Annotated in this window: 20 protein-coding genes; 3 read left to right on the top strand and 17 right to left on the bottom strand. The window is 70.1% G+C overall.

Annotation, left to right across the window (positions count from 1 at the left end; translation table 11 throughout):
* From ACH0A8_RS08095 to ACH0A8_RS08070, 6 genes are all read right to left on the bottom strand, one after another.
* Complete coding sequence (locus ACH0A8_RS08095; RefSeq protein WP_209683048.1) at window positions 1–1,413, bottom strand: cytochrome ubiquinol oxidase subunit I; 1,413 nt, start codon at window positions 1,411–1,413, stop codon at window positions 1–3.
* 287 nt (window positions 1,414–1,700) lie between these two features.
* A complete protein-coding gene (locus tag ACH0A8_RS08090) occupies window positions 1,701–2,621 on the bottom strand; it encodes an ABC transporter substrate-binding protein (protein WP_209683050.1) in 921 nt (306 codons plus the stop codon).
* On the bottom strand, window positions 2,618–3,346 hold the full coding sequence (locus tag ACH0A8_RS08085; RefSeq protein ID WP_209683052.1) for an ABC transporter permease: 729 nt from the start codon (window positions 3,344–3,346) through the stop codon (window positions 2,618–2,620). The genes ACH0A8_RS08090 and ACH0A8_RS08085 overlap by 4 nt, the downstream gene beginning before the upstream one ends.
* Window positions 3,343–4,059 (bottom strand): ABC transporter permease, encoded by a 717-nt coding sequence (locus ACH0A8_RS08080; protein ID WP_066653814.1) that lies wholly within the window; start codon window positions 4,057–4,059, stop codon window positions 3,343–3,345. The genes ACH0A8_RS08085 and ACH0A8_RS08080 overlap by 4 nt, the downstream gene beginning before the upstream one ends.
* Window positions 4,056–4,970: an ABC transporter ATP-binding protein gene (locus tag ACH0A8_RS08075; protein ID WP_406906966.1), complete on the bottom strand. Its 915-nt coding sequence runs from the start codon at window positions 4,968–4,970 to the stop codon at window positions 4,056–4,058. The genes ACH0A8_RS08080 and ACH0A8_RS08075 overlap by 4 nt, the downstream gene beginning before the upstream one ends.
* A 191-nt stretch (window positions 4,971–5,161) precedes the next feature.
* Window positions 5,162–5,809 carry a TetR/AcrR family transcriptional regulator gene (locus tag ACH0A8_RS08070; protein ID WP_066653809.1) on the bottom strand — a complete coding sequence of 216 codons (648 nt, stop codon included), beginning with the start codon at window positions 5,807–5,809 and terminating at the stop codon, window positions 5,162–5,164.
* A gap of 152 nt (window positions 5,810–5,961) precedes the next feature.
* Here ACH0A8_RS08070 and ACH0A8_RS08065 point away from each other — a divergent pair, with 152 nt between their 5' ends.
* Complete coding sequence (locus ACH0A8_RS08065; protein WP_066653808.1) at window positions 5,962–7,026, top strand: App1 family protein; 1,065 nt, start codon at window positions 5,962–5,964, stop codon at window positions 7,024–7,026.
* An 88-nt stretch (window positions 7,027–7,114) separates the two neighbouring features.
* On the top strand, window positions 7,115–9,001 hold the full coding sequence (locus tag ACH0A8_RS08060) for a glycoside hydrolase family 15 protein (RefSeq protein WP_406906965.1): 1,887 nt from the start codon (window positions 7,115–7,117) through the stop codon (window positions 8,999–9,001).
* Window positions 9,002–9,249: 248 nt separating this feature from the next.
* Here ACH0A8_RS08060 and ACH0A8_RS08055 read toward each other — a convergent pair whose 3' ends face one another.
* The 6 genes from ACH0A8_RS08055 to ACH0A8_RS08030 form a co-directional block, all read right to left on the bottom strand.
* Window positions 9,250–10,623: a glucose-6-phosphate dehydrogenase gene (locus ACH0A8_RS08055; RefSeq protein WP_400429445.1), complete on the bottom strand. Its 1,374-nt coding sequence runs from the start codon at window positions 10,621–10,623 to the stop codon at window positions 9,250–9,252.
* 188 nt (window positions 10,624–10,811) lie between these two features.
* Window positions 10,812–11,228 carry a cytochrome c oxidase subunit 4 gene (locus ACH0A8_RS08050; protein ID WP_066653799.1) on the bottom strand — a complete coding sequence of 139 codons (417 nt, stop codon included), beginning with the start codon at window positions 11,226–11,228 and terminating at the stop codon, window positions 10,812–10,814.
* A gap of 4 nt (window positions 11,229–11,232) precedes the next feature.
* Window positions 11,233–12,969 (bottom strand): cytochrome c oxidase subunit I, encoded by a 1,737-nt coding sequence (ctaD, locus tag ACH0A8_RS08045; protein ID WP_066653797.1) that lies wholly within the window; start codon window positions 12,967–12,969, stop codon window positions 11,233–11,235.
* Between the two features lie 11 nt (window positions 12,970–12,980).
* Window positions 12,981–13,883 carry a cytochrome c oxidase subunit II gene (gene coxB, locus ACH0A8_RS08040; RefSeq protein WP_066653795.1) on the bottom strand — a complete coding sequence of 301 codons (903 nt, stop codon included), beginning with the start codon at window positions 13,881–13,883 and terminating at the stop codon, window positions 12,981–12,983.
* 291 nt (window positions 13,884–14,174) lie between these two features.
* Entirely contained in the window at window positions 14,175–14,549 is a 375-nt protein-coding gene (locus ACH0A8_RS08035) for an iron-sulfur cluster assembly accessory protein (RefSeq protein WP_066653793.1), read from the bottom strand.
* 183 nt (window positions 14,550–14,732) lie between these two features.
* On the bottom strand, window positions 14,733–16,178 hold the full coding sequence (locus tag ACH0A8_RS08030; RefSeq protein WP_400429448.1) for a dipeptidase: 1,446 nt from the start codon (window positions 16,176–16,178) through the stop codon (window positions 14,733–14,735).
* Between the two features lie 51 nt (window positions 16,179–16,229).
* On the opposite strand from ACH0A8_RS08030, the gene ACH0A8_RS08025 reads away from it, so the two are divergent.
* On the top strand, window positions 16,230–16,805 hold the full coding sequence (locus ACH0A8_RS08025) for a DUF3043 domain-containing protein (protein ID WP_066653782.1): 576 nt from the start codon (window positions 16,230–16,232) through the stop codon (window positions 16,803–16,805).
* 514 nt (window positions 16,806–17,319) lie between these two features.
* Here ACH0A8_RS08025 and ACH0A8_RS08020 read toward each other — a convergent pair.
* The 5 genes from ACH0A8_RS08020 to dnaE all read right to left on the bottom strand — a co-directional run bounded on the left by ACH0A8_RS08020 (window position 17,320) and on the right by dnaE (window position 24,590).
* Entirely contained in the window at window positions 17,320–18,327 is a 1,008-nt protein-coding gene (locus ACH0A8_RS08020) for a quinone-dependent dihydroorotate dehydrogenase (protein ID WP_245171478.1), read from the bottom strand.
* 65 nt (window positions 18,328–18,392) lie between these two features.
* On the bottom strand, window positions 18,393–18,890 hold the full coding sequence (gene nrdR, locus ACH0A8_RS08015; protein ID WP_066653777.1) for a transcriptional regulator NrdR: 498 nt from the start codon (window positions 18,888–18,890) through the stop codon (window positions 18,393–18,395).
* A 72-nt stretch (window positions 18,891–18,962) separates the two neighbouring features.
* Window positions 18,963–20,273, bottom strand: coding sequence for a histidinol dehydrogenase (gene hisD / locus ACH0A8_RS08010; protein WP_209683068.1), 1,311 nt, complete (start codon window positions 20,271–20,273; stop codon window positions 18,963–18,965).
* Entirely contained in the window at window positions 20,273–21,097 is an 825-nt protein-coding gene (locus ACH0A8_RS08005) for a hypothetical protein (protein WP_406906964.1), read from the bottom strand. The genes hisD and ACH0A8_RS08005 overlap by 1 nt, the downstream gene beginning before the upstream one ends.
* Before the next feature lie 10 nt (window positions 21,098–21,107).
* The gene (gene dnaE, locus ACH0A8_RS08000; protein ID WP_066658059.1) at window positions 21,108–24,590 is read right to left on the bottom strand and encodes a DNA polymerase III subunit alpha; all 3,483 of its coding nucleotides are present in this window, start codon (window positions 24,588–24,590) and stop codon (window positions 21,108–21,110) included.
* Window positions 24,591–25,324: the final 734 nt, after the last annotated feature.

Genomic DNA, 25,324 nt, shown 5'->3' with positions numbered 1-25,324 from the left:
TCAGTACACCGTCACTTCGTGCTCGACCTCGCCGGTGACCTCGTCGACCTTCGCAGGGGCGGCGGGGCCCTCCTGCGCGACCTTCTTGATGAGCCGGAACTCGACGACCGCGAGCGCGCCGTAGATCAGCGTGAACACGACCAGGGAGATGAGGACCTCGACCCCGGTGACGTTCGGCGAGACGCCGTCCGCCGTGCGGAGCAGCCCGAACACGAGCCACGGCTGGCGGCCCATCTCGGTGAAGACCCAGCCCATGATCATCGCGGCCATCGGCAGCGGGACCGACCAGGTGGCGATGCGCCACACCCAGCGCTGCGTCGGGAACCGGCCCTTGCGGGTCAGCCACAGGCCGACGACCGACACGAGCACCGCGCCGACACCGAGGGCGATCATCCAGCGGAACGACCAGTAGGTCACCCAGATGATCGGCTTGTAGTCGCCGGGGCCGTACACCTGCGTGTACTGCGCCTGCAGGTCGTTGATGCCCTCGACCGTGCCGGTGAAGGTGTGCGTCGACAGGAACGAGAGCAGGTACGGGATGCGGATCGAGAACAGTTCGTGCACACCGTCCGGGGTGCCGAGCGTGAAGATCGAGAACGAGGCGTCCTTGCCCGTCGAGGTGTTGTAGAGCGCCTCGGCCGCGGCCATCTTCATCGGCTGGGTGTCGACCATCGTGAGCCCGAGCTGGTCGCCGGACAGCACGGTCAGCGCGCCGGACGCCAGCATCGTCCACATGCCGAACTTGAGCGCCGGCATCATCGTCTCGAGGTTCTGGTTGCGTGCGAGGTGCCACGCCGCGACCGCGATGATCACCGAGGCGGCGACCATGAAGGCCCCGAAGAGCGTGTGCGGGAAGGCGGCCAGCGCGACCTTGTTGGTCAGGACGGCCCAGATGTCGGTGAGCTCGGCGCGGCCCTTCGCCTCGTTGATCGCGAAGCCGACGGGGTGCTGCATGAAGGCGTTCGCCGCCAGGATGAAGTACGCCGACATCATCGTGCCGACGCTGACGCACCAGATGCTCGCCAGGTGCAGCGCCCGCGGCAGGCGGTCCCACCCGAAGATCCAGATGCCGATGAACGCCGCCTCGAAGAAGAACGCGAGGATGCCCTCGAGCGCGAGCGGGGCACCGAAGACGTCGCCCACGAACCGCGAGTAGTTCGACCAGTTCATGCCGAACTGGAACTCCTGGACGATTCCGGTGACGACGCCCATCGCGAAGTTGATGAGGAAGATGCGCCCGAAGAAACGGGTCAGCTGGAGGTAGTGAGCGCGCCCGGTCCGCACCCACGCCGACTGGAAGACGGCAACGACGAGCGCCATGCCGATCGTCAGCGGGACGAAGAGGAAGTGGTAGATCGTCGTCAGACCGAACTGCCACCGCGACAGGATCAGGGGATCGAGGATGTCGTTCATGCGGCGTGTCCGAGCCGGTCCGCCGCGCGCTGTTCGTGCACGAGAGATGCCTCTTCCGGGAGGAGGAACTGGTACTTGTCACCCCATCGGGACACCTCCACGCTACCGCCGGGACACCTGCTTCGACAAGTTGTAGAGGGGCACTCTGCACGAACGTGCACGAGCAGTGGTCGGCACAACCGTGCGGAACGACGGTGCCCGAGTGCCCTCCGCGTGAACGACGACAGGTGCCGGGCCGAAGCCCGACACCTGTCGTTCAGTGCTGATCGGCGCCGAGCGCCGACCGACTAGAGCAGACCCTCGTCCTGGAGGAACTGCTTCGCGATCTGCGAGGCCTTCTCCTTGTCCGTGACGCTCTTCTCGTTGAGCTCGATGAGCTTGTCGGTGGTGAGCTTCTCGTTCACCTCGTCGATGGCGTCCGCAGCCTTCTCGTCGACCTTGTCGGAGACCACCGGGATGACGTTCTGCGGCAGGATCAGGTTCTCCGGGTCCTTGAGCGAGACGAAGTCGTTCGCCTTGATGCTCGGGTCCGCGCTGTAGATGTCGGCGAGCTGGACGGTGCCGTCCTTGAGCGCCTTCACCGTCAGGGCGCCGCCGGAGTCCTCGACCGCCTTGAAGTCGACGTCCACGCCGTAGACCGACTTCAGGCCCTCGGGGCCGTACGGGCGGGTCTGGAACTCGGAGTTCGCGCCGACGGTCAGCTTCTCCTTGACGTCCTTCAGGTCGGCCAGGCTCGTGACGTCGTTCTCCTCGGAGAACTGCTTCGTCACGGTGTAGCTGTCCTGGTCGGTGGCGTCGGCCTCGTCGAGGACCCGCAGACCCTTCGGCAGGGCCTTCTCGAGCGCCTCGTCGATCTGGTCCGCGCTCTTGGCCGTCGACTCCTTGTCGAAGTACTGCAGCAGGTTGCCGCTGTACTCGGGCATGACGTCGATCGCGCCCTTCTCGAGCTGCGGGATGTAGACCTCGCGCTGCCCGATGTTGAAGTTGCGCTCGACGGTGAAGCCGTCCTTCTCGAGCACCTGCGCGTAGAGCTCGGCGATGATCTCGTTCGAGTAGTACTGCTGCGAGCCGATGACGATCGTCTTCGAGTCGGACGAGGCGCTGGAGCCGCTGCTGAGCGGGTCACCAGAGGAGCAGCCGGTCAGGGCTGCGGCGACGCCGAGTGCCGTTGCGGCGGCGAGGGCGACGCGGATCCGTGCTGTGATCACGATGGGTTTCCTTCCGGGATGGGATTGCGGGCTCGCTCGCGCGATCCCTGGCGCTGCCGCGCGGACGGGTCGAGGGTGCCCTTCGGCACCGACGCCCGCTGCAGCGCGGCGAACACGATCTCGAACGCGATCGCGAGCGCGATCACGAGGACGGACGCACCGAGCATCTCGGCGTAGTCCTGGGTCTTGAGGCCGAGGAAGAAGTAGCCGCCCAGTCCCCCGGCGCCGACGTAGGCAGCCAGGGTGGCGGTGGCGACGACCTGGAGCACGGCCGAACGGACGCCGCCGATCAGCAGCGGCAGCCCGAGCGGGATCTCGACCTTCCAGAGCACCTGCCACCCGGTCATGCCCTGGGCCTTCGCCGCGTCGATCGTGACCGGGTCGACGGACTCGATCCCCGCGTAGGCACCGGCGAGCACCGACGGGACGGCCAGGACCACGAGCGCCAGCAGCGGTGCCTCGAGCCCGATGCCGAGCAGCAGGCCGAAGAGCGACAGCACGCCGAGCGTCGGCAGGGCCCTGATGCCGCCGGACAGCGCGATGGAGAACCCGCGTGCCCGGCCCGTGTGCCCGATCGCGTACCCGATCGGAACCGCGATCACGGCCGCGATCACCACGGCGAGCAGGGTGATCCAGACGTGCTCCCACAGCCGCTCGGGGATCGCGTTGACGCCGGTGTAGTTGGCCGGGTCGAACACCCAGCCGAACGCCTGTCCGATGATCACGAGGCGACCTCCGCTCGCTGCAGGACCCGACGCGCGGCGCGACGGCTCCGCGGCGCCCGCCGTGTCCACGGCATGACGAGCCGTCCGAGCAGCACGAGCAGGCCGTCGAGGGCGAAGGCGAGCACGAGCACCATGACGATGCCCGAGAGGATCTCCTCGTAGATGCCGCGCGCGAGTCCGTCGGTGAACAGCGAACCGAGGCTCTGGATGCCGAGCACCGCACCGACGGTCGTCAGCGAGATCGTCGACACCGCGATCACCCGCAGGCCGGCGAGCAGCACGGGACCGGCGAGCGGGAGCTCGACGCGGAAGAAGCGCTGTACGCCCGAGTACCCCATGGCGGTCGAGGCTGCCTTCGTGCCGGCGTCGACCGAGGAGAGGCCGTCCACCGTCGACCGGACCATGAGCGCGAGACCGTAGATCGTCAGGCTGATGATCACGTTGACCGGGCTCTGCAGGCTCGTCCCGATGATGCCGGGCAGGGCGACGAACAGCGCCAGCGACGGGATCGCGTAGAGGAGACCCGCGAAGGTCACGATGCCGCTGCCCAGACCGGCGGCGAAGCGGGATCCGCCCGTGCGCTGCAGTCGGACCACCACCCAGCCGATCGGGATGGAGAGCAGGAAGCTGATGATGATCGGTGGGATCGCGATCGCGAGGTGCGCGATCGTGGCGTCACTGATCGTGTCGAGGTTCGACAGGATCCAGTTCACCGCGGTCCCCCACCCTGCGCCGGAGCACCCGGGGCGGTGTCACGCGCCCCGGCCTCTGCTGCCTGTGGCACCGCGGCTGCGGCGTCGACCACCTGGACCGGACCGGTGAGCACTCCGGCTGCCCGGCCGTCGCCGTCGACGACGATCGGGCCGGTCGGCGTCTGCTCGACGCGCAGGGCACGCCGACCGCGGCCGGCACCGATGAAGTTCGCGACGAAGTCGTCCGCCGGTTCGGCGAGGATCTCGGCGGGGGTCCCGAGCTGCGCGATCTCGCCGCCCTTCTTGAGGATGACGACCTGGTCGCCGAGCTTGAACGCCTCGTCGATGTCGTGGGTCACGAAGACGACGGTCTTGCCGAGCTCGCGCTGCAACCGGATCAGCTCGTCCTGCAGGTCGTTGCGGACGAGCGGGTCGACGGCGCCGAACGGCTCGTCCATGAGCAGGACGTTCGGGTCGACGGCGAGGCCGCGGGCCACGCCGACGCGCTGCTGCTGTCCGCCGGAGAGCTGCGAGGGGTACCGGTCCGCGAACGCCCGGTCGAGACCGACGGTGTCCATCAGTTCGAGCGCCCGGGCACGGGCCTCGCCCTTCGGGACACCCGTCAGGAGCGGCACGGTCGCGATGTTGTCGGCGACCTTGCGGTGCGGCAGCAGGCCGGCGTTCTGCATGACGTAGCCGATGCGGCGACGGAGCTGCACGGGGTCGACCCCGGCGACGTCCTCACCGTCGATCTCGACGGTCCCCGACGACGGGTCGACCATCCGGTTGATCATGCGGAGCAGGGTGGTCTTGCCGCAGCCGCTGGAGCCGACGAAGACCGTGGTGGTCCGCGACGGGATGACGAGGCTGAAGTCGTCGACCGCGTTGGTGCCGTCCGGGTACGTCTTGCGCACCGAGCGGAACCCGATCATGTGGGTGCCCTTCTGTTCGGAGGTAGCCCGACTCCGCACGAGCGTACCCGCGCATCGAGGACAGCGTTCCACCGTGACCGGTCATGACGGCTCGCGGACAACGACGCCCGCACTCCCTGTTCGGGAGCACGGGCGTCGGTGGATGGTCCGGTGCGCCGGTCGGGCGCGTCGCGCGTCCGGCCGATCGCGGTTCAGGCGGCTGCGGCGACCGCTTCGAGGTGCGCCCGGCTCATCGTGCGGTACTCCTCGATGAGCGCGGTGTCGGGAGCGGTCCGGTCGCGGAGCGCCCGGGCGATCACGGCGTGCGCGGACTCGGCCAGGACGACCCAGGCGCGCTCCGCACGCTCGCCCAGCGGGTAGCCGAAGCGGTCGTGCAGGACCTGCGCGACGGCTGCCCCCAGCGCAGCCATGCGGTCCTCGGCGTCACCGGTGCCGGTGTCCGCGGGGTCACCGAAGCGGATCGCGCGGAAGCCCGGCTCCGCGCGGTACATCTCGACGGTCGCGTCGATGAGCGCGTCGTGCGCGTCCTGCCAGGTCGTGGCGTCGCTCTCGTCGAGGGCGGTGAGGAAGCGCTCGGCGAGCCGCTGGGTGCTCCGGATCGCCAGCGCCTCGACCACGGCGATGCGGTCCGGGAAGTACCGGTAGACCGTGCCGATCGACGCCCCCGCGCGCTCGGCCACCATCGCGGTGGTCAGTCGCTCGAACCCGATCTCGTCGATCACGGCAGCCGCGGCGTCGAGGAGTCCCGCGAGGCGCGCCGAACTGCGGGCTTGGACCGGCTCGTTCCTGAGCAGTGATGATCCCCCCGGCAGTGCGTTCGATACCTCGGTGACGAGCACGTGTTCTCCTCTTGCGCTCCCGGCGGAGCGCGGTCATGTGGGATGTGACGGGAAGGACTCTCGCACAGACCGGCTGGATCATCGCTGCGACTCACCCCGTCGTGGTCGTCCACCGCCCGCCGTCGGGGTCCCGCGCGTGGGAGGATGGGGCCATGCCCGACCCGACGCCCCACGAGCCGTCGTTGGCCGAACCGATCCTCCACCGGGCCGCTCGGATCGAGGACGCCGTCCAGGAGTTCCGCGAGCACCGGGCCCGGCGTCGCGGGCTCGTGCCGACCGTGATCCCCTACACGGGCTACGGCGCACCGGGCTGGATCCGCGTGCTCTGCCGTGTCCTGCTGACGCGACGCGGCCTGGCGTCCGACGCCTCCTACTACGGCGTGCGTGGCTGGCGGAGCTTCACGAGTGTCGCCGTCGACGACGCCGAGGTCACCGTGACGGCCGGCGGCACGACCCACGTGGTGCAGTCCGACCGTGGCGGCGTGGTCGACGTGAAGGTCCCGATCGACCTCGAACCCGGATGGCAGACGGTGCGCCTTTCGGCCGGTGGGATGCGCGACGTCGAGGCCGACGTCTTCATCGTGGACCCGGACACGCGCTTCGGTCTGCTGTCCGACATCGACGACACGGTGATGGTGACGTCGCTCCCCCGCCCGATGCTCGCGGCGTGGAACTCCTTCGTCCTGACCGAGCACGCCCGTCGCCCGGTCCCGGGCATGTCCGTGCTGTACGAACGCGTGCTCGCGCAGCACCCCGGCGCTCCGACCGTGTACCTCTCGACCGGGGCGTGGAACGTGGCGCCGACGCTGCAACGCTTCCTGACCCGGAACATGTACCCGACCGGCACGCTCCTGCTGACGGACTGGGGGCCGACCCACGACCGCTTCTTCCGGAGCGGCCAGCTGCACAAGCAGCAGAACCTCCGGCGACTCGCGAGCGACTTCCCGGACGTGCAGTGGCTCCTGGTCGGCGACGACGGGCAGCACGACGAGACGCTCTACGGCGAGTTCGCCCGGGAGCACCCCGAGAACGTCGCCGGTGTCGCCGTCCGGCAGCTGTCCACGAGCGAGGCGGTCCTGGCCGGTGGTCGGTCGCGCGCGCAGGAACGGACGCGCGCCGGGTCCGCACCGTGGGTGTACGCCCCGGACGGTGCCGGCATGTGGTCGGAGCTCGCTCGCGTGGGCCTCGTCGACGCCGACCCGTCAGCCCCGCTCTGATCCCTGCACAGGGAGCTCCGACGGCTCCGCTGTGCACACCTTCAGCGCTGCCGGGCCGCACGGCGGCGGCCGGTGCCAGGATCGAGCCATGAGCACCGTCACCCCGCCGAACCGCATCGAGGACCACGCCCTCATCGGGGACACCCACACGGCCGCACTCGTCGGCCGCGACGGGACGATCGACTGGGCGTGCCTGCCGCGCTTCGACAGCCCGTCGACCTTCGCCTCACTGCTCGGGACCGAGGACCACGGGCACTGGTCGCTCCGCCCGACGGACCCGGACGCCACGAGCACCCGGCACCACCACCCGGACACGCTCGTGCTCTCCACCGTGTGGACGACGTCGACCGGCGTCGTCGAGGTCACCGACCTCATGCCGATCGGCGCCCATCGCGCGGCGATCATCCGACGGGTCCGCGGCCTGCAGGGCTCGGTCGAGGTCGAGCAGACGCTCCGCATCCGGTTCGACTACGCCCGAGCGCTCCCCTGGGTCCGGCAGATCGGCGGTGACGAGGACCCGGCGCTCCTCGCGACCGCCGGCCCGGGCTCGGTGGTGGTCCGTGGCGTGCGCTTCCGGGCCGACGACCACCGGCACACGCACACCGTCACGGTGCACGACGGCGACGTCGTCGACACCGTGCTCACCTGGTACCCGTCGCACCGCGAGCCACCGGAGCCGCTCGACGTCGACGCCGCACTGCAGGCGACGGAGCGCTGGTGGCGCGACTGGATGGCGACCGCGCACACCGAGGGCCCCTACGCCGAGGCGAGCCGACGGTCCCTGCTGCTGCTCCGTGCGATGACCCACGGCCAGACCGGCGGCGTCGTGGCGGCCGCGACCACGAGCCTCCCGGAGGACCCGGGTGGCGAACGCAACTGGGACTACCGGTACGTCTGGCTCCGCGACGCGTCCCTGGCGCTCGCGTCGCTCATCGCCCACGGCTACCGGGACGAGGCGATGCACTGGCGCGGGTGGCTGCTCCGTGCGATCGCGGGTGACCCTGCCGACGTGCAGATCATGTACGGCATCGCCGGCGAACGCGAACTGCCCGAGCGCACGCTCGACGAGCTCCCCGGCTACCTCGACTCGACGCCGGTCCGGCTCGGCAACGGCGCGTCGACCCAGTACCAGGGGGACGTCTTCGGCGAGGTGCTGGCCGCCCTGCACGACGCGCGCGAGCTCGGTGTCGAGGAGAACGCGGACTCGTGGGCCCTGCAGCGTGCCCTGCTCGGCTACGTCGAGGAGCACTGGCAGCACCCGGACAACGGCATCTGGGAGATGCGCGGACCGCGGCGGCACTTCACGCACTCCCGGGCGATGATCTGGGCCGCCTTCGACCGCGGGGTGGCGGCCGTCGAGGAGTTCGGCCTCGAGGGCCCCGTCGACCGGTGGCGCAGCCTGCGCGACGAGGTCCGCGCGGAGATCGAGGAGCACGGCTGGAACGCCGAACGCGGCTGCTACCGGCAGCACTACGACACCGACGAGGTCGACGCGAGTCTGCTCGTCCTGCCGCAGATCGGGTACCTGCACGCCGACGACCCGCGCATGACGGGGACGGTCGCGGCGATCGAGCAGGACCTCCGCGTCGGCGAGCACGGCCTGGTCCTGCGGTACCGGACCACCGCGGGCTTCGACGGGCTGTCCGGCTCCGAGCACCCGTTCCTGGCGTGCTCGTTCTGGCTCGTCGAGCAGTACGCCGCCTCCGGGCGCATCGCCGACGCCGAGCGGCTGATGGACGTCCTGGTCGGTTACGCGAACGACGTCGGCATGCTCTCCGAGGAGATCGACGTGGCGACCGGTCACCACATCGGCAACACGCCGCAGGTGCTGTCGCACCTGACGCTCGTGTCCGCGGCCGACGCGATCGCCCGTGCACGCGGAACCACGTCGGGCCACCGGACGCGGCTCGCCGTGCACGACGGCGGGACGCGGTCGTCGACCGGCGGTGGGCGGCGGGCCGGCGCACCGTCCTGACCGGCCGGCGGCGCTCCGCGCCGCGTCGTGCTGGGCGCACCTGGTCGTTCCGGGCGCACCTGGTCCATCCGGGCGTACCTGGTCCATCCGCGCGTACCTGGTCCTCCTGATCCGGCAGGTACGCCCGGTTCCGCACGGCACGTCACGCGTTCCGGGGAGGAACGGGCAGACGAACGGACGGGAGGCACGGTGCCAGCCGGCACCGCGCCTCCCGTCCGTCAGGTGGCTCCGTCAGGAGACGGCGTCGGTCAGGACGACGACTCCCAGTCCGCGGGACCGCGCGAGCCCGCGCGGTACTCCTCGAGCGGCACGTCGCCCGACTTCCAGGCGTCCACGACCGGCTCGACGATCTCCCAGCACCGCTCCGCGACGTCGCCGCGGATCGAGAGCAGCGGGTCGTCGTGGAAGATGCCGTTGAGCACCTCGCCGTAGGGGGTGAGCTCGCCGTCGTCGAACGACGAGGACAGGGTGACCTGCCCCATCTCGAACGGGTTGCCGCCGCCGTTCGCCGACACGCTCAGCTCGATCTCGTCCGGGTTGAGGACGATGCGCAGCGTGTCCGCCTTCGGTCGACCGGACAGGCCGGAGGGCAGGCGCGTCACGGGCTTGAAGGTGATGAGGACCTCCTTGCGGCTGGCGCCGAGCGCCTTGCCGGAGCGGAGCGTGAAGGGGACGCCCTTCCAGCGCGCGGTGTCGACCTCGACCTGGATCTCGGCGAGGGTCTCGGTACCACGCGACTTGTCCACGCCGTCCTCGTCCTGGTACGACGGCAGCTCCTTGCCGTCGATGGTGCCGGCCGTGTACACGGCGCGGCGCGAGGCGATCTTCGCGTCGTCGCCCTTGAGGCGGGTCGACCGGAGGACACGCGCGAGCGACGACCGGAACTCGACCGCGTCGATCGCGGACGGGGCGTCCATCGTGACCAGGCCGAGGATCTGCAACAGGTGCGACTGGATCATGTCGACCAGGGCGCCGGCCTCGTCGTAGTACTGCGCCCGGTTCTCGAGCCCGAGGGTCTCGTCGTAGAAGACGTCGACCTTCTCGATGTTGTCCGCGTTCCAGATCGGCTCGAACAGGCGGTTCGCGAAGCGCAGTCCGATGATGTTGAGGACCGTGGTGCGACCGAGGAAGTGGTCCGTGCGGTGCACGCGCTCCTCGGGGACGAGCTCGAGCACGGTCTTGTTGAGGGCCTCGGCGCTGGCGACGTCGGTGCCGAAGGGCTTCTCGAACGCGAGGGTCGTGCCCTCCGGGAGTTCGACGCCCTGCAGCGCCTCGCAGATGTCCGAGGCGATCTGCGGCGGGAGCGCGAAGTAGAGGATGGGCTCGGCCTCGGCCGCGTCGAGCAGCGCCTTGAGGTGCTCGGGGTCGGTCGGGTCGCCCTGGATGAAGGTCGTGGACTCGAGGGTCGCGTCGACCTCGGGACCCTTGACGTCCTGCGACGCGAAGGACTTCGTGACGACGTCCTTCCACTGCTCCGAGCTGCGGGCGCTGCGGCCCGTGCCGATCAGCTGGACGGGGACCGCTCGACCGCTCTGCAGGAACGTGCCGAGTCCCGGGAGCAGCAGGCGGGAGGCGAGGTCGCCCGTCGCGCCGAAGATGATGAGGGTGCGCTTGTCGGTCACCGGAGGTGAGTCCTTTCGCTGTGGTTGCGGGGTCCGCACGGGTCAAGCCGCGCGCGGGCCGGTTGATTCCCTGTGACTTCCGGGATACCCGCTCCGGGCCGAGAGCTCGGGCCGGGTGGGGTACGGGCCCCGGACGCACCACGGGCGGCACCGGATGTGGTGCCGCCCGAGGTGTCAGGTGGATCGGATCAGTGTCCGAAGTTGCCGCGGTAGTACTCGTAGACCCAGCCCACGAGGGTGACCGTCACGAGCGCGAGCCCGATCGGCACGATCCAGAGGCCGGCCGCGAGACCGAGGAAGCAGATCGCGGTCGAACCGGCGAGCAGGATCGGCCACCACGACCACGGGCTGAAGTGCCCGAGTTCGGCGTCGCCGTCCTCGATGTTCGCGTCGGGGCGGTCCTCGGGGAGGACACCGCCCTGCGAGGACATGACCTTCCCGAGGTAGAACGCGATGAACGCGGACATGATCCCGGTGAGGCCGATCGCCACGGTGCCGACCCACTCGGGCCGCCCGTAGTAGATGAGCGCCCAGATGGTGTACGCCGCGTCCGCGAGGACGAAGAAGACGAACAGGATCCAGAACAGGTTGGTGTTGGCGCGCATGGCGTTACTTCACCTCGCCCTTCGCGGCGTCGTAGGTCGGGGCGTCCGGAGCGTCCTTCGCCGGACCCACACCGATCGGCACACCGGCCTCCGGGTGGTTCAGGTCGAACGCCGGGGACTCGGAACGGATCCGCGGGATCGACGTGAAGTTGTGCCGCGGCGGCGGGCAGCTGGTCGCCCACTCGAGCGAGCGGCCGTAGCCCCACGGGTCGTTCACGGCCACCTTCGGAGCGTTCCGTGCGGTCACGTAGACGTTGAAGATGAACGGCAGGAACGAGATCGCGAGGATCATCGAGCCGATCGTCGACAGCTGGTTCATCCAGGTGAACCCGTCGTTCGGCAGGTAGGTCGCGTAACGACGCGGCATGCCGATGACGCCCAGCCAGTGCTGGATGAGGAACGTCGTGTGGAAGCCGATGAACAGCAGCCAGAAGTGGATCTTGCCGAGGCGCTCGTTGAGCATGCGACCCGTCCACTTCGGCCACCAGAAGTAGAAGCCGGAGAACATCGCGAACACGACGGTGCCGAAGACCACGTAGTGGAAGTGCGCGACGACGAAGTACGAGTCGGACACGTGGAAGTCGAGCGGCGGCGACGCCAGGATCACACCGGTGAGACCACCGAACGTGAAGGTGATGAGGAAGCCGACGGCCCACAGCAGGGGGGTCTCGAAGGTGACCGAACCGCGCCACATCGTGCCGACCCAGTTGAAGATCTTCACGCCGGTCGGGACCGCGATGAGCATCGTCATGAGCGAGAACCACGGGAGCAGGACGCCACCGGTGACGTACATGTGGTGCGCCCACACCGTGACCGAGAGGGCCGCGATGGAGATGGTCGCGTACACGAGGGTCTTGTAGCCGAAGATCGGCTTGCGGCTGAAGACCGGGAAGACCTCGGAGACGATGCCGAAGAACGGCAGCGCGATGATGTACACCTCGGGGTGGCCGAAGAACCAGAAGAGGTGCTGCCAGAGCAGGGCACCGCCGTTGGCCGGGTTGTAGATCTGCGCGTCGAACACGCGGTCGAGACCGAGGCCGAACAGCGCGGCGGCGAGCACCGGGAAGGCCATCAGCACGAGCAGCGAGGTCACGAGGGTGTTCCACGTGAAGATCGACATGCGGAACATCGTCATGCCCGGGGCGCGCATCGTGATGATCGTCGTGATGAAGTTCACCGCGCCGAGGATCGTCGAGAAGCCGGTCATGCCGAGGCCGAAGACCCAGAGCGTCCCACCGAGACCCGGTGTGAACGTCGTGTCACTCAGTGGCGCGTAGGCGAACCAGCCGAAGGACGCGGCGCCCTGCGGGGTGAGGAAGCCGCCGACCGCGATGAGCGAGCCGAAGAGGTAGAGCCAGAAGGCGAACCCGTTCAGACGCGGGAACGCGACGTCCGGCGCACCGATCTGCAGCGGCATGATCGCGTTCGCGAAGCCCGAGAAGAGCGGCGTCGCGAACATCAGCAGCATGATCGTGCCGTGCATCGTGAAGAGCTGGTTGTACTGCTCCTTCGTCTCGACCACGTGCAGGCCGGGCTCGAAGAGCTGCGCACGGATCACGAGCGCCATGACGCCCGCGAGCAGGAAGAAGACGAACGAGGCGATCAGGTACATGTACCCGATGGTCTTGTGGTCGGTGGAGGTGATCCACCGGACGATGATGTTGCCCTTCCGACCGACCTTGGACGCCTGGAAGTCCGGCGTCGTCGGCGCTGTCGGCTGGCCGACGAGTGACGTTGTCATCTGACGGACCCCTACTTGTTCTCGCTCGACGCCTCGACCGGCGCCTGGTTGTTCGGTTCGTTCGTGTTGGTGTCGTACTCGTTGCCGAGCAGACCGACCTTGCCCTGCTCGCGCAGCGTGTCGAGGTACTGCTGGTACTCGGAGTCGGAGACGACCTTCACCTGGAAGAGCATCAGGGAGTGGTACTCACCGCAGAGCTCGGCGCACTTGCCCTGGTACGTGCCTTCCTTCTGCGGGATGAAGTACTCGTAGTTGGTCTTGCCCGGGAGCATGTCCTTCTTGTACAGGAAGTCGATGACCCAGAAGGAGTGGTCGACGTCGCGCGAGGAGAGCTCGATCTCGACCTTCTTGCCGACCGGCAGGTACAGCGTCGGGAGCTGCGACTCGTCGATCGCGCCGTCGCCGTTCTCCTCTTCCTGGGCCTGGATGCCCTGGTAGTAGACGCTGTCCTTCGGGTTGTCCTTGTCGATGTAGTTGAAGTCCCAGGCCCAGCGCTTGCCGTACACGTGGATCGTGGCGTCCGGGTCGTCGAAGGGCTTCTCGATCGCGGACTGGTCCTTCGCGGTGAACGCGAAGAAGCCGAGCACGAGGATGAGCGGCACGATCGTGTAGAAGATCTCGAGCGGCATGTTGTACCGCATCTGCACCGGCAGGCCGGTCTGGCCCTTGCGACGGCGGTAGACGATCGCCGCCCAGATGATCAGGCCCCACACGATGAGCCCCACCGCGAGCAGGACGATCCAGCTGGTGGTCCACAGGCCGACGATGCGGCTCGTGTGGTTCGTGACGTCCTTCGTCTCCTCCGTGCCGGGGAGCCATCCGTTCATCTGCTGCTGCGTGCAGCCAGCCAGTGCGATGACCAGACCGACGGCCACCGGGACGGCCGCCCAACGTATACGGCGATTCGAACGCACTGTTACCTCTCGGAAGACGTTGCTGAGGCACCGGCGGTGCGACCGTGCCGAGCACGGAGGCCGCTCATTGCTGGTTCCCAGCTTGATTGGAACACTCCTAGCTTACTCGCAGCCGGTGACGTCTCGCGCACACCGGGCGCGGTCCGGCGCGGCATCGTCGACCCCGGCGCACCGCTTTCCCCCGGTCGGGCGGGCTCGGGCAGCGCGGGGGACGACGAACGGGGAGCGACCAGATCGGTCACTCCCCGCTCGCGTGTCGGTTCGGTCGGCGGACAACCGCCCGCCGTGGCGTCAGTGGAAGCTGTCGCCGCACGCGCAGCTGCCCTGCGCGTTGGGGTTGTCGATGGTGAAGCCCTGCTTCTGGATGGTGTCCTCGAAGTCGATGGTGGCGCCGTCGAGGTACGGGACGCTCATCTTGTCGACGACGACCTCGACACCGCTGCCGAACTCGGTCGTGGCGTCCCCGTCGAGCAGGCGCTCGTCGAAGTACAGCTGGTAGATCAGGCCCGAGCAGCCACCGGGCTGGACCGCGAGGCGCAGGCGGAGATCGTCGCGCCCCTCCTGCTCCAGCAGGCTCGCCACCTTCGCCGCCGCAGCGTCGCTGAGCGCGACCCCGTGGGCACGTGCGTCCGTCGCCGGTGCGTTGTCGGTGATGGTGTCGCTCATCCGCGCGTCTCCCTCCGGGCGGTGTCGGTCACCGCGCCTGAGGTCGATTGTAAGCACGCGAGCCGACAGGACGGGCCGTCCGTCCACAGGGCGGGACCGGACGACGGACGGGAGGCCCGTGGCGGCGTCGCCACGGGCCTCCCGTCCGGCACTCCCCCGGTCCCCACCAGCGGTGGGGACGCGTCAGGCGCGCGTCGCCAGGCGCGCCAGCAGGATCGTCTCCGACGCGATCGCGCGGTGCAGGACCCCGAGGTGCTGCGACTCGTTCGGGCTGTGCGCCCGGGTGTCGGGGTCCTCGACACCCGTCACCAGGATCTGCGCCTCCGGGAACTCGGCGGCCAGGTCCGAGACGAACGGGATGGATCCGCCGATGCCCTGCTCGACGGCGGGCGCGCCCCAGCCCTCGTGCATGGCAGTGCGGGCCTCCTGCACCGCCCAGCCGGCGGTGTCCACGAGGAAGCCGTCGCCGGTGTCCACCTCGGTGACGTCGAGCTTCGCGCCGAACGGCACGTGGGCGCGGAGGTGGCGTTCGACGGCCGCGTACGCGTCGGTCGCCGACTGTCCGGGGGCCACGCGGACCGAGACGCGGGCGGCAACGGTCGGCAGCAGGGTGTTCGACGCGTTCGCCACGCTCGGCACGTCCATGCCCGTCACGGTGATCGACGGCTGGAACCACATCCGGGACAGCACCGGACCCGTCCCCACCGGTCGGACGCCCTCGAGCAGGGCCGCGTCGGTGGCGAGCTCGGCCTCGGAGCGCTCGGGCACGTCGGCGTCGTACGCCGTGAGCCCCTCGACGGCGACCGAGCCGTCGTCGTCGTGCAGCGAGGCGAGCAGCCGGACCATGGGGATCATCGCGTCCGGGGCCGCACCGCCGAACATGCCGCTGTGGCTCGCGTGCTCGAGGGTCGTCAGCGTCGCGCGGAACGTCACGTTGCCGCGGAGCGAGACGGTGATCGACGGGACGTCGACCGACCAGTTGTCGCTGTCGGCCACGACGATGACGTCGGCCGCCAGGTGCTCCTTCTGCTCGCGGAGGAAGGTGCGGAACGAGCGGGAGCCGAACTCCTCCTCGCCCTCGACGAAGAGCACGACACCGAGCTCGAGGTCGTCGCCGAACTGCGCGTGCAGCGCGCGGAGCGAGGCGACGTGGGTCATCACGCCGGCCTTGTCGTCCGAGGCGCCGCGACCGTACAGGCGGTCGCCGCGGAGGGTCGGCTCGAAGGGCGGGGTCTCCCACAGGGCGTCGTCGCCCTGTGGCTGCACGTCGTGGTGCGCGTAGAGCATGACGGTCGGCTTCCCGTTCCGCGCAGGACGCACCGCCAGGACGGCGGGCTGCCCGAGCTCGCGGCCGGCCTCCTCCGCGCCCGCGGTCTCCCCCTCGACCGCGGAACGGACGATGCGGACGGCGTCGTCGGCGAAGACCCCCGTCGACCGGGCCAGGTCCGCGACCGCCTCGGCACTCGCCTGCACGTGCGCCGGGTCGAACGCCGACCAGGACACCGACGGCAGCCGGACCAGCGCGGACAGGTCGGCGATCGTCGTCGGCAGGCCTCCCTGCACGTGTTCGCGGAGGGCGTCGAGGAGCGCGGGGTCGGTCGCGGGGCTGTGCTGGTCGGTGTCGGTCATGTCCCGTAATCTAGAGGAGATCCAGCACGCAACCGCAGTCAGGAACGCACCGTGGCGAAGGCAGCCCCCAAGACCAACACGACCGTCAACCCGTCGGAGGAAGAACTCCTCGAGTCCGGCAAGGGTCGTCCGACGCCGTCGCGTCGTGAGCGCGAGGCAGCCAACCGTCGCCCGCTCGTCGGCAACAGCCCGCAGGACAAGAAGGCCGCTCGCGCGCGGCTCAACACGGAGCGCGAGAAGGCCCGTGTCGGCATGGCGAACGGCGAGGAACGCTACCTCCCGGTGAAGGACAAGGGCGAGCAGCGCAAGTTCGTCCGCGACTGGATCGACGCGCGCTGGAACGTGGGCGAGGTCATGATGCCCGTGCTCGTGCTGTTCCTCATCGTCGGGTTCGCCGCAGCGCAGACCGTCCTGGCGTCGTACTCGCTCCTGCTGGTGTGGGCGTTCGTCGCGCTGTTCGTCCTCGACTGCATCGTGCTGTGGCTGTCGCTGCGCAAGAAGATCACCGCGAAGTTCGGCGACATGCAGCGCGGGACGTTCTTCTACATCCTGACGCGGGCGTGGCAGCTCCGCTTCCTGCGCCTGCCGAAGCCGCAGGTGCGCCGCGGGGAGTACCCCTCGCTGTAGGCGCAGTGCCACGAGCGCCGTCCGGCCGAGCCGGGCGGCGCTTCGTCGTTCCGGGTTGCTCCGGGGTGTTCCGGGGTCGCGCGGTGCCTGACGGTGGTCGTCGACCGGGCCAGATCCGTCTCGGTCGGCGTCGCGCGCCGACGGATCACGCCCGAACGCCGAACGCGAGCGGCGTGTCCTGCTCGGTCGGCTCGGTGCCCTCCGGACGGCTGGCCTTCCGGTGCTCCGGGGTCCCGGTCCCGGGGTCCCGATCCCGCGGTGCTCCGGTCGCTCCGACGCTCGGCGGTCCCGGTCCTGGTCCCGGTCCTGCGGTCTTCCAGTCGCAGGACATGCCGCACCGAGCGAACATGAGCGGCAGGTCGTGCGACGAGAGCGGCAGCGGGCGGCGGGTCCTGCGACGAGAGTGGGCGAACCGGCGAACCGGCGAACCGGCGGACCGGCGAACAGCCCGACGGCAGTGGGCCGTGTGCGGAGCACGACACCACGGTCGGCGCAGAGCGAGTGCCGCCTGCCGCTACCGCGCTGCGCGCCGCAGCCGCCGACGCCGCAGCCGGTTGATGCGCATCGCCCAGGTCGGCCCCTCGTAGAGGAACGCCGTGTACCCCTGCACGAGCGTGGCGCCCGCGTCGATGCGGTCCTGCACGTCCTGCTCGCTCGTGACTCCCCCGACGGCGACGACGCAGAAGTCCTGCGGCACCGCGGCGCGGACCCGACGCAGCACCTCGAGCGACCGGGCGGCGATCGGGGCACCCGACAGGCCGCCGGCACCCATGGCCTCGACCTCGGCGTCCGGCGTGGTCAGCCCGGTGCGGGCGATCGTCGTGTTGTTGGCGATGATGCCGGCGAGTCCGAGGTCCACCGCGAGCCCGGCGATCGCATCGATCTGCTCGTCGGTCAGGTCCGGGGCGATCTTCACGAGCACCGGGGTCCGCCCCGCAGCGTCGCGGACGGCCGTCAGCAGGGGTCGGAGCTGGTCGGCCTCCTGCAGCCCGCGGAGACCGGGCGTGTTCGGCGAGCTGACGTTGACCGCGAGGTAGTCCGCGAACGGGGCGAGCAGGCGCGTCGACTCGAGGTAGTCGTCGACCGCGTCCTCGACCGCGACGACCCGGCTCTTGCCGATGTTGACACCGATGACCGGGCGACCCGGGTGCCGTCGTGCCCGTTCGAGCCGCCGTGCAGCCCTGGCGGCACCGTGGTTGTTGAACCCCATCCGGTTGACGAGCGCCCTGTCGCGGATGAGCCGGAAGAGCCGGGGCTTGTCGTTGCCGGGCTGCGCCTTCGCGGTGATCGTGCCGACCTCGACGTGCCCGAACCCGAGCAGCCCGAGTCCGGCGATGCCCTTGGCGTCCTTGTCGAACCCGGCCGCGAGACCGAAGCGCGAGGGGAAGTGGATCCCCATCGTCGTGATCCCGTCGGCAGCTGCTGGCCTGGCGTAGCGCTCCACCGTGCCGTTCAGGAACGGCACCCTCGGCAGTGCGCGGATGACGGCGAACGCGACGTGGTGTGCGCGCTCCGGGTCCATGTTGGCGAACACCGTCCGGAAGACGACCGCGTACCCGTTCCGGACGAGGCGCTCCGCGACCCCGCTCACGCGCTGCTGCCCGAGCCGGCACCGCCGGACGCTGCGGCCCCGGCTGCGTGGTGGTCACGGCGCAGCTGTGCGATCGCGTCCTCGAAGTCCTCGAGCGTGTCGAAGGCCTGGTAGACGCTCGCGAACCGCAGGAACGCCACCTCGTCGAGCTCGCGCAGCGGCGGCAGGATGGCGAGACCGATGTCGTTCGCGTCGATCTGGCTGGACCCCGACGAGCGCACGGTCTCCTCGACGCGCTGTGCGAGCACGGCGAGGTCACCGTCGGTCACCGGGCGTCCCTGGCACGCCTTGCGCACACCGGAGACGATCTTGTCGCGGCTGAACGGCTCGGTCACGCCGTTGCGCTTCACGACGTTCAACGACGCGGTCTCCGTCGTCGAGAACCGGCGCCCGCAGTTCGGGCACTGGCGTCGGCGACGGATCGAGGTGCCGTCGTCGCTCGTGCGGGAGTCGACGACGCGGGAGTCCGGGTGGCGGCAGAAGGGGCAGAACATGTCGTGTCCCAGGCTATCGGCTCGACGACGCCCACAGGGCGCGGTGACGACCCTGTGGACGATCGGCGGCGCTCAGGACCGCCCGGTGCGTTCCGTCACCGCGGCACCGTGACCGGGCAGCTGTTCCTCGGTCGCGAGCGCCACGATGTGCGGCGCGACCTCGGCCAGCGCGGCGGGCGTGTAGCGGATGACCTGCTGCGGTCGGAGGAACGTCGAGGCCGACAGTCCGGACCCGAACCGTGCCTGTCCGCCGGTCGGCAGCACGTGGTTCGACCCGGCGAGGTAGTCGCCGAGGCTCACCGGGGTGCTCGGCCCCACGAAGACGGCTCCCGCCGCGTCGATGTCCGCCAGCACGGCATCGTCGTCCGCCGTCTGGATCTCCAGGTGCTCAGGCCCGTACGCATTGCTGACGGTCGCCGCGTCGGCCAGGGAGTCGACGAGCACGATCGCGGACTGCGGGCCGTCGAGTGCGGTCTGGAGGCGCGCAGCCGTCCCCAGCGCCGCCACCCGTTCCGGGATCGCGGCCTCGACCGCGTCGGCGAACGCGGCCGAGGTGGTCACCAGGACGCTGCCGGCCTGCTCGTCGTGCTCGGCCTGGCTCACCAGGTCGGCGGCGACGTAGCCGGGGTCCGCGGTGTCGTCGGCGATGACGAGGATCTCGGTCGCGCCGGCCTCGGAGTCGATGCCCACGACCCCGCGCACCAGGCGCTTGGCCGCTGCGACGAAGTTGTTGCCCGGACCGGTGACCAGGTCGACCGGCTCGAGGCCGATCTCGGCGACGCCGTACGCCAGCGCACCGACCGCACCGGCCCCGCCCATCGCGTAGACCTCGTCGATGCCGAGCAGTCCGGCCGCGGCGAGGATCGTCGGGTGCACGCGCCCGCCGTGGTCGCGCTGCGGCGGCGAGACGAGGGCGATCGACCCGACGCCCGCGACCTGCGCGGGGACCACGTTCATCACGACGCTCGAGGGGTAGACGGCCTTGCCGCCCGGCACGTAGAGCCCGACGCGACGCATCGGCTGCCATCGCTGGTGGACCTCGGCGCCGTCGGCCAGGCACGTGACCGACGCAGCCGGGACCTGAGCAGCGCTCGCAGCACGGACGCGGCGGATGGCCTCGTCCAGGGCCTCGCGCAGCTCCGGCGTCAGGCCGGCGACGGCCGCGGCGATCTCGGCGGCGGGGACCCGGACGTGCTCGGGGGCGCCTCCGTCGAACCGCTCCGCCTGCTCGCGGAGCGCGGCTGCCCCGTCTTGCCGGACCGCGTCCACGAGGTCGCGGGCGGCGTCGACGGCGTGCGAGACGTCACCGACGGCGCGGGGCATCAGGCGGAGGAGGTCGGCACGGGCGGGCAGTCCGCCGCGGAGGTCGATTCGCTGCATCATCAGGCGTCAAGCGTACCGGCGGCACCCGACAGGATCGCCGTCGCGAGGGGGCGGTGCCGCTCGGCGTGGTCGTCGTCCCACACCCCGAGCACGTGCAGGACGAGGACGCGGAACGCCAGCGCCCGGACGAGCAGCTGTGGCCAGTCGGACACCCCGGCGAGCTGCCCGAGCGCCGGCAGCCGCTCGACGGGGACCCCGTTCCAGCAGACCGCGTCGACGACGGCGATCGCAGAGGCGTACCCGGCCGGGCGCCACGAGGGTGCCCAGTCGAAGACGGCTGGTGGCTCCCCGGCGGCGAAGAGCACGTTGCCGAGCAGGTCGCGGTGCACGACCTGCGACGGCGCTCGGACCGGCCGGAACGCCGCAGCGAGCCGGTCGAGCAGCGGCCCTGACGGCCGCAGCGTCCCGGCCCAGACCATCCGGTCCGCCCGACTCCACGGGTCGTCGACGAGGTCGAGGAACGCCGGGCGGGGCAGGTGGGCGACCGCTCGGTGGAAGGCATCGCCGGCGGCGAGGACCTCGTCGACGCGGCTCGGGTCGGTCGCGCCCGGCAGCCACTCCCATGCCTCCCACCCGTCGACGAGCCAGGACCCGTCGGCCGAGGCCACGGGACGCGGCGCGCGGAAGCGGTCGGAGTGCGCGAGGCGGGCCAGCGTGGCGGACCGCCACCGAGCCTCCCGGGCGTCCCCGTGCGGCCGCAGGACGATCCCGCCCGCGCGCCACGTCGTGCCCTGCCCGCCGGGCAGCAGCAGCGGGCGCCGCTCCCCCGCTCCGAACGCCCGGAGCACCACGGCCGACGGCCGCGGTGCTCCGGGAACGATCACGTCGACCGCCTCAGACCAGGCAGCGCGGTCCGAGCAGGCTCTTCAGCTCGCCGAACAGGTCGGGCGTCAGGCTGACCGGGAACGGCAGCTCGAAGGTCCGCGCGACGTCGTCCTTGAGCAGCTTGAGGCGGACCTCGGTCTCCCCCTGGTGCCGGCCGAGCACCGCGGCCAGCTCGGTCACCGTCGAGGTCGTCGCCCGGCGTTCCGGCAGGGACAGGGTCAACGGGCCGGACCCCATCGCGTCGCCGACGTTCGGCTGGAACATGCTCACGGCGTGCAGCGCCTTGCCGTCGTCACGCACGTTGACCCGGCCGCGCAGGACGACGATCGAGTCCGCCACCAGGGACGGACCGAACTCCTGGTACGTCTTGCCGAGGAACATGACGCCGATCTCGCCGCCGAAGTCCTCGATCTGGACGATGCCGTACGGGTTGCCGCTCGACTTCGCGACCCGGTGCTGCACGCTCGTCAGGAGCCCGGCGACCGTGACCGTCTCGCCCTCGATGCCGTCGTCGGCGGCGATGAGGTCGGCGATGGTGATCGACTGGTGCTTCGCGAGCTCGATCTCGAGACCGGCGAGCGGGTGGTCCGACACGTACAGCCCGAGCATGTCCCGCTCGAAGGCGAGCTTGTCGCGCTTCGCCCACTCCGGGCGGTCCGGCACCTGGGACACCGGCGCTGCAGCGGGGGTCTCCTCGGCCACCTCGGCGAAGAGCGAGTCGAAGTCGAAACCGATGTTGCCGTTGGCCTCGTCGCGCTTGACCTTCACCGCGCCCTCGACCGCGCCCTCGTGGATCTCGACGAGCGCACGCCGGGTGTCACCGAACTCGTCGAAGGCACCCGCCTTGATGAGCGACTCGACCGTCCGCTTGTTGGCCGACGAGATCGGGATCTTCCGGAGGAAGTCGTGGAACGACTCGAACGCGCCCTTCTCGGTGCGCGCCTTCACGATGTCGTCGACCACGTTGAAGCCGACGTTGCGGATGGCGCCCATGCCGAAGCGGATGTCGTCACCGACGGCGGCGAAGAAGCCGATCGACTCGTTGACGTCCGGCGGCATCACCCGGATGCCCATGCGGCGGCACTCGTTCAGGTACAGCGCGAGCTTGTCGCGGGCGTCGCCGACGCTGGTCAGCAGCGCCGCCATGTACTCCGCCGGGTAGTGGGCCTTGAGGTAGGCGGTCCAGAACGACACCACGCCGTACGCCGCCGAGTGCGCCTTGTTGAAGGCGTAGTCGGAGAACGGCAGCAGGATGTCCCACAGCGTCTTGATCGCCGCGGCCGAGTAGCCGTTGTCCTGCATGCCCTTCTCGAAGCCGGCGTACTGCTTGTCCAGCTCGGACTTCTTCTTCTTGCCCATCGCGCGGCGGAGGATGTCCGCCTGTCCGAGCGAGAAGCCCGCGACCTTCTGCGCGATGGCCATGACCTGCTCCTGGTAGATGATCAGGCCGTAGGTCGTGCCGATGATGTCCTGCAGGGGCTCCTCGAGCTCCGGGTGGATCGGCGTGATCGGTTGCTCGCCGTTCTTGCGGAGCGCGTAGTTCGTGTGCGAGTTCGCACCCATGGGGCCGGGGCGGTACAGGGCGATGAGCGCGGAGATGTCCTCGAAGTTGTCCGGCTTCATGAGCCGGAGCAGGCCGCGCATCGGGCCGCCGTCGAGCTGGAAGACGCCGAGGGTGTCGCCGCGCTGCAGGAGCTGGTACGCGGCGTCGTCCTCGAGGCCCATGGTCTCGAGGTCGAGCTCGATCCCACGGTTCGTCTTGATGTTGTCGAGGGCGTCGCTGATGATCGTCAGGTTCCGGAGGCCCAGGAAGTCCATCTTGATCAGGCCGAGCGACTCCGCTGCCGGGTAGTCGAACTGCGTGACGATCTGGCCGTCCTGCTCGCGCTTCATCACCGGGATGATGTCGATGAGCGGTTCGCTCGACATGATCACACCGGCGGCGTGCACGCCCCACTGCCGCTTCAGGCCCTCGAGCCCGAGCGCCGTGTCGAAGACGGTCTTCGCCTCGGGATCGGTCTCGACGACCGTCCGGACGTCGACCGCTTCCTTGTACCGCGGGTGGTCCTTGTCGAAGATCCCGGTGAGCGGGATGTCCTTGCCCATCACGGGCGGCGGCATCGCCTTGGTGAGCTTCTCGCCCATGCCGAACGGGAAGCCGAGGACCCGCGAGGAGTCCTTGAGCGCCTGCTTCGCCTTGATCGTGCCGTAGGTGACGATCTGCGCGACGCGCTCGGACCCGTACTTCTCGGTGACGTACTTGATCGCCTCACCGCGGCGCCGGTCGTCGAAGTCGACGTCGAAGTCGGGCATGGAGACGCGGTCCGGGTTGAGGAAGCGCTCGAAGATCAGGCCGTGCCGGATCGGGTCGAGGTCGGTGATGCGCATCGCGTACGCCACCATCGAGCCGGCACCGGACCCTCGGCCCGGACCGACGCGGATGCCGTTGTTCTTCGACCAGTTGATGAAGTCCGCGACCACCAGGAAGTAGCCCGGGAAGCCCATCTGGTTGATGATCCCGACCTCGTAGTCGGCACGGTCCTGGACCTCCTTCGAGATGCCGCCCGGGTACCGGTACTGCAGCCCCTTCGCGACCTCCTTCTCGAACCAGGAGTGCTCGGTCTCACCCTCGGGCACCGGGAACTTCGGCATGTAGTTCGCGGCGGTGTCGAACTCGACGTTGCACCGCTCGGCGATGAGGAGGGTGTTGTCGCAGGCCTCGGGGTGGTCGCGGAAGACGTGGCGCATCTGCTGCGGCGTCTTGAGGTAGAACTCGTCGGCGTCGAACTTGAAGCGGTTCGGGTCGTTGAGCGTCGACCCGGACTGCACGCAGAGCAACGCTGCGTGCGACTTCGCGTCGTGGGAGTGCGTGTAGTGCAGGTCGTTCGTGCCGACCAGCGGGATGCCGAGGTCCTTCGAGATGCGGACGACGTCCTCGATGACCCGGCGTTCGATCTCGAGGCCGTGGTCCATGATCTCGGCGAAGTAGTTGTCCTTGCCGAAGATGTCGCGGTAGTCCGCCGCCGCCTTGAGCGCCTCGTCGTACTGCCCGAGGCGCAGGCGCGTCTGGATCTCGCCCGAGGGGCAGCCCGTCGTCGCGATGATCCCCTCGTGGTACTGGTCGAGGAGCTCGATGTCCATGCGGGGCTTGAAGTAGTACCCCTCGATCGACGCCCGGCTCGACAGGCGGAACAGGTTGTGCATGCCCGTCGTGTTCTCGGCGAACATCGTCATGTGGGTGTACGCACCCGAGCCGGACACGTCGTCACCGCCGCCGTCACCCCAGCGGATGCGGGTCTTGTCCGACCGGTGGGTCCGCGGCGTGATGTACGCCTCGGTGCCGATGATCGGCTTGACGCCACCGGCCTTCGCGGCCTTCCAGAACTCGAACGCGCCGAACATGTTGCCGTGGTCGGTGACCGCGACGGCCGGCATGCCCTGCGCGGCGGTCTCGGCGACCAGGTCGCTCAGCCGGGCGGCACCGTCGAGCATCGAGTACTCGCTGTGCACGTGCAGGTGGACGAAGGAGTCGGAATCCGACACGGGACCTCCGGTTTCGACGGGGACTGCTGCGGGGCGGGACAACTCTAACCGCCGGCACCGACGTCCCCCGCGTGTCCGGCGTGCCCGCCGACCGGCGTCCGGCGGTGCCGCACCGCGAGCGGGCAGGACACGCCGCGTGCGGCGTGCCAAGCGGGCGGAACACGTCGGGTGGTTCCGCCGAGCGTGACGGATACTGCCCGTTCGGCACCCGACGCGGGACGCCACCCGACGGCGGACGGGAGGCTTGCGGCGGGCCCGCCACGCGCCTCCAGTCCCGACGTGCGCCGCTCCAGGCCCGAACGGGCGGGCAGGACACGCCGCGCGTGTTCCGCCGAGCGGGCGGAACACGTCGGGCGAGGGCACCGAGCGCGACAGATCTGGCCCGCTCGGAACCCGACGCGGGATGCCACCCGACGGCGGACGGGAGGAACGTGGCGGGCCCCGCCACGCGCCTCCCGTCCCGACGTGCTCCGCGCTGGCCCCGGACGAGCGGGCGGGACACGCCGCGCGTGTTCCGCCGAGCGGGCCGAACACGTCGGGCGAGGGCACCGAGCGCGACAGATCTGGCCCGCTCGGAACCCGACGCGGCACGCCACCCGAAGGCGGACGGGAGGCACGCGGCGGGCCCGCCACGCGCCTCCCGGCCCGACGCGCGCCGCGCTGGCCCCGCCCGGTCGCTTATA

Origin of the sequence: Curtobacterium sp. 179-B 9B NHS (assembly GCF_045370965.1) — a bacterium.
GTDB lineage: Bacteria > Actinomycetota > Actinomycetes > Actinomycetales > Microbacteriaceae > Curtobacterium.
This window is presented reverse-complemented; position numbering and strand designations above follow the sequence as displayed.

Bases quoted from the DNA above. Each gene is read 5' to 3' on its own strand.
- ACH0A8_RS08065 (WP_066653808.1), top strand. From the start codon at position 5,962: ATGCCCGACCCGACGCCCCACGAGCCGTCGTTGGCCGAACCGATCCTC.
- ACH0A8_RS08035 (WP_066653793.1), bottom strand. From the start codon at position 14,549: ATGAGCGACACCATCACCGACAACGCACCGGCGACGGACGCACGTGCC.
- nrdR (WP_066653777.1), bottom strand. From the start codon at position 18,890: ATGTTCTGCCCCTTCTGCCGCCACCCGGACTCCCGCGTCGTCGACTCC.
- ACH0A8_RS08075 (WP_406906966.1), bottom strand. From the start codon at position 4,970: ATGATCGGGTTCCGCTCGGTGCGCAAGACGTACCCGGACGGCACCAAC.
- dnaE (WP_066658059.1), bottom strand. From the start codon at position 24,590: ATGCTCGACGGTGCCGCCCGGCTGAGCGACCTGGTCGCCGAGACCGCC.
- ACH0A8_RS08095 (WP_209683048.1), bottom strand. From the start codon at position 1,413: ATGAACGACATCCTCGATCCCCTGATCCTGTCGCGGTGGCAGTTCGGT.
- ACH0A8_RS08060 (WP_406906965.1), top strand. From the start codon at position 7,115: ATGAGCACCGTCACCCCGCCGAACCGCATCGAGGACCACGCCCTCATC.
- ACH0A8_RS08030 (WP_400429448.1), bottom strand. From the start codon at position 16,178: ATGACCGACACCGACCAGCACAGCCCCGCGACCGACCCCGCGCTCCTC.
- hisD (WP_209683068.1), bottom strand. From the start codon at position 20,273: ATGATGCAGCGAATCGACCTCCGCGGCGGACTGCCCGCCCGTGCCGAC.
- ACH0A8_RS08050 (WP_066653799.1), bottom strand. From the start codon at position 11,228: ATGCGCGCCAACACCAACCTGTTCTGGATCCTGTTCGTCTTCTTCGTC.
- ACH0A8_RS08020 (WP_245171478.1), bottom strand. From the start codon at position 18,327: ATGGACCCGGAGCGCGCACACCACGTCGCGTTCGCCGTCATCCGCGCA.
- ctaD (WP_066653797.1), bottom strand. From the start codon at position 12,969: ATGACAACGTCACTCGTCGGCCAGCCGACAGCGCCGACGACGCCGGAC.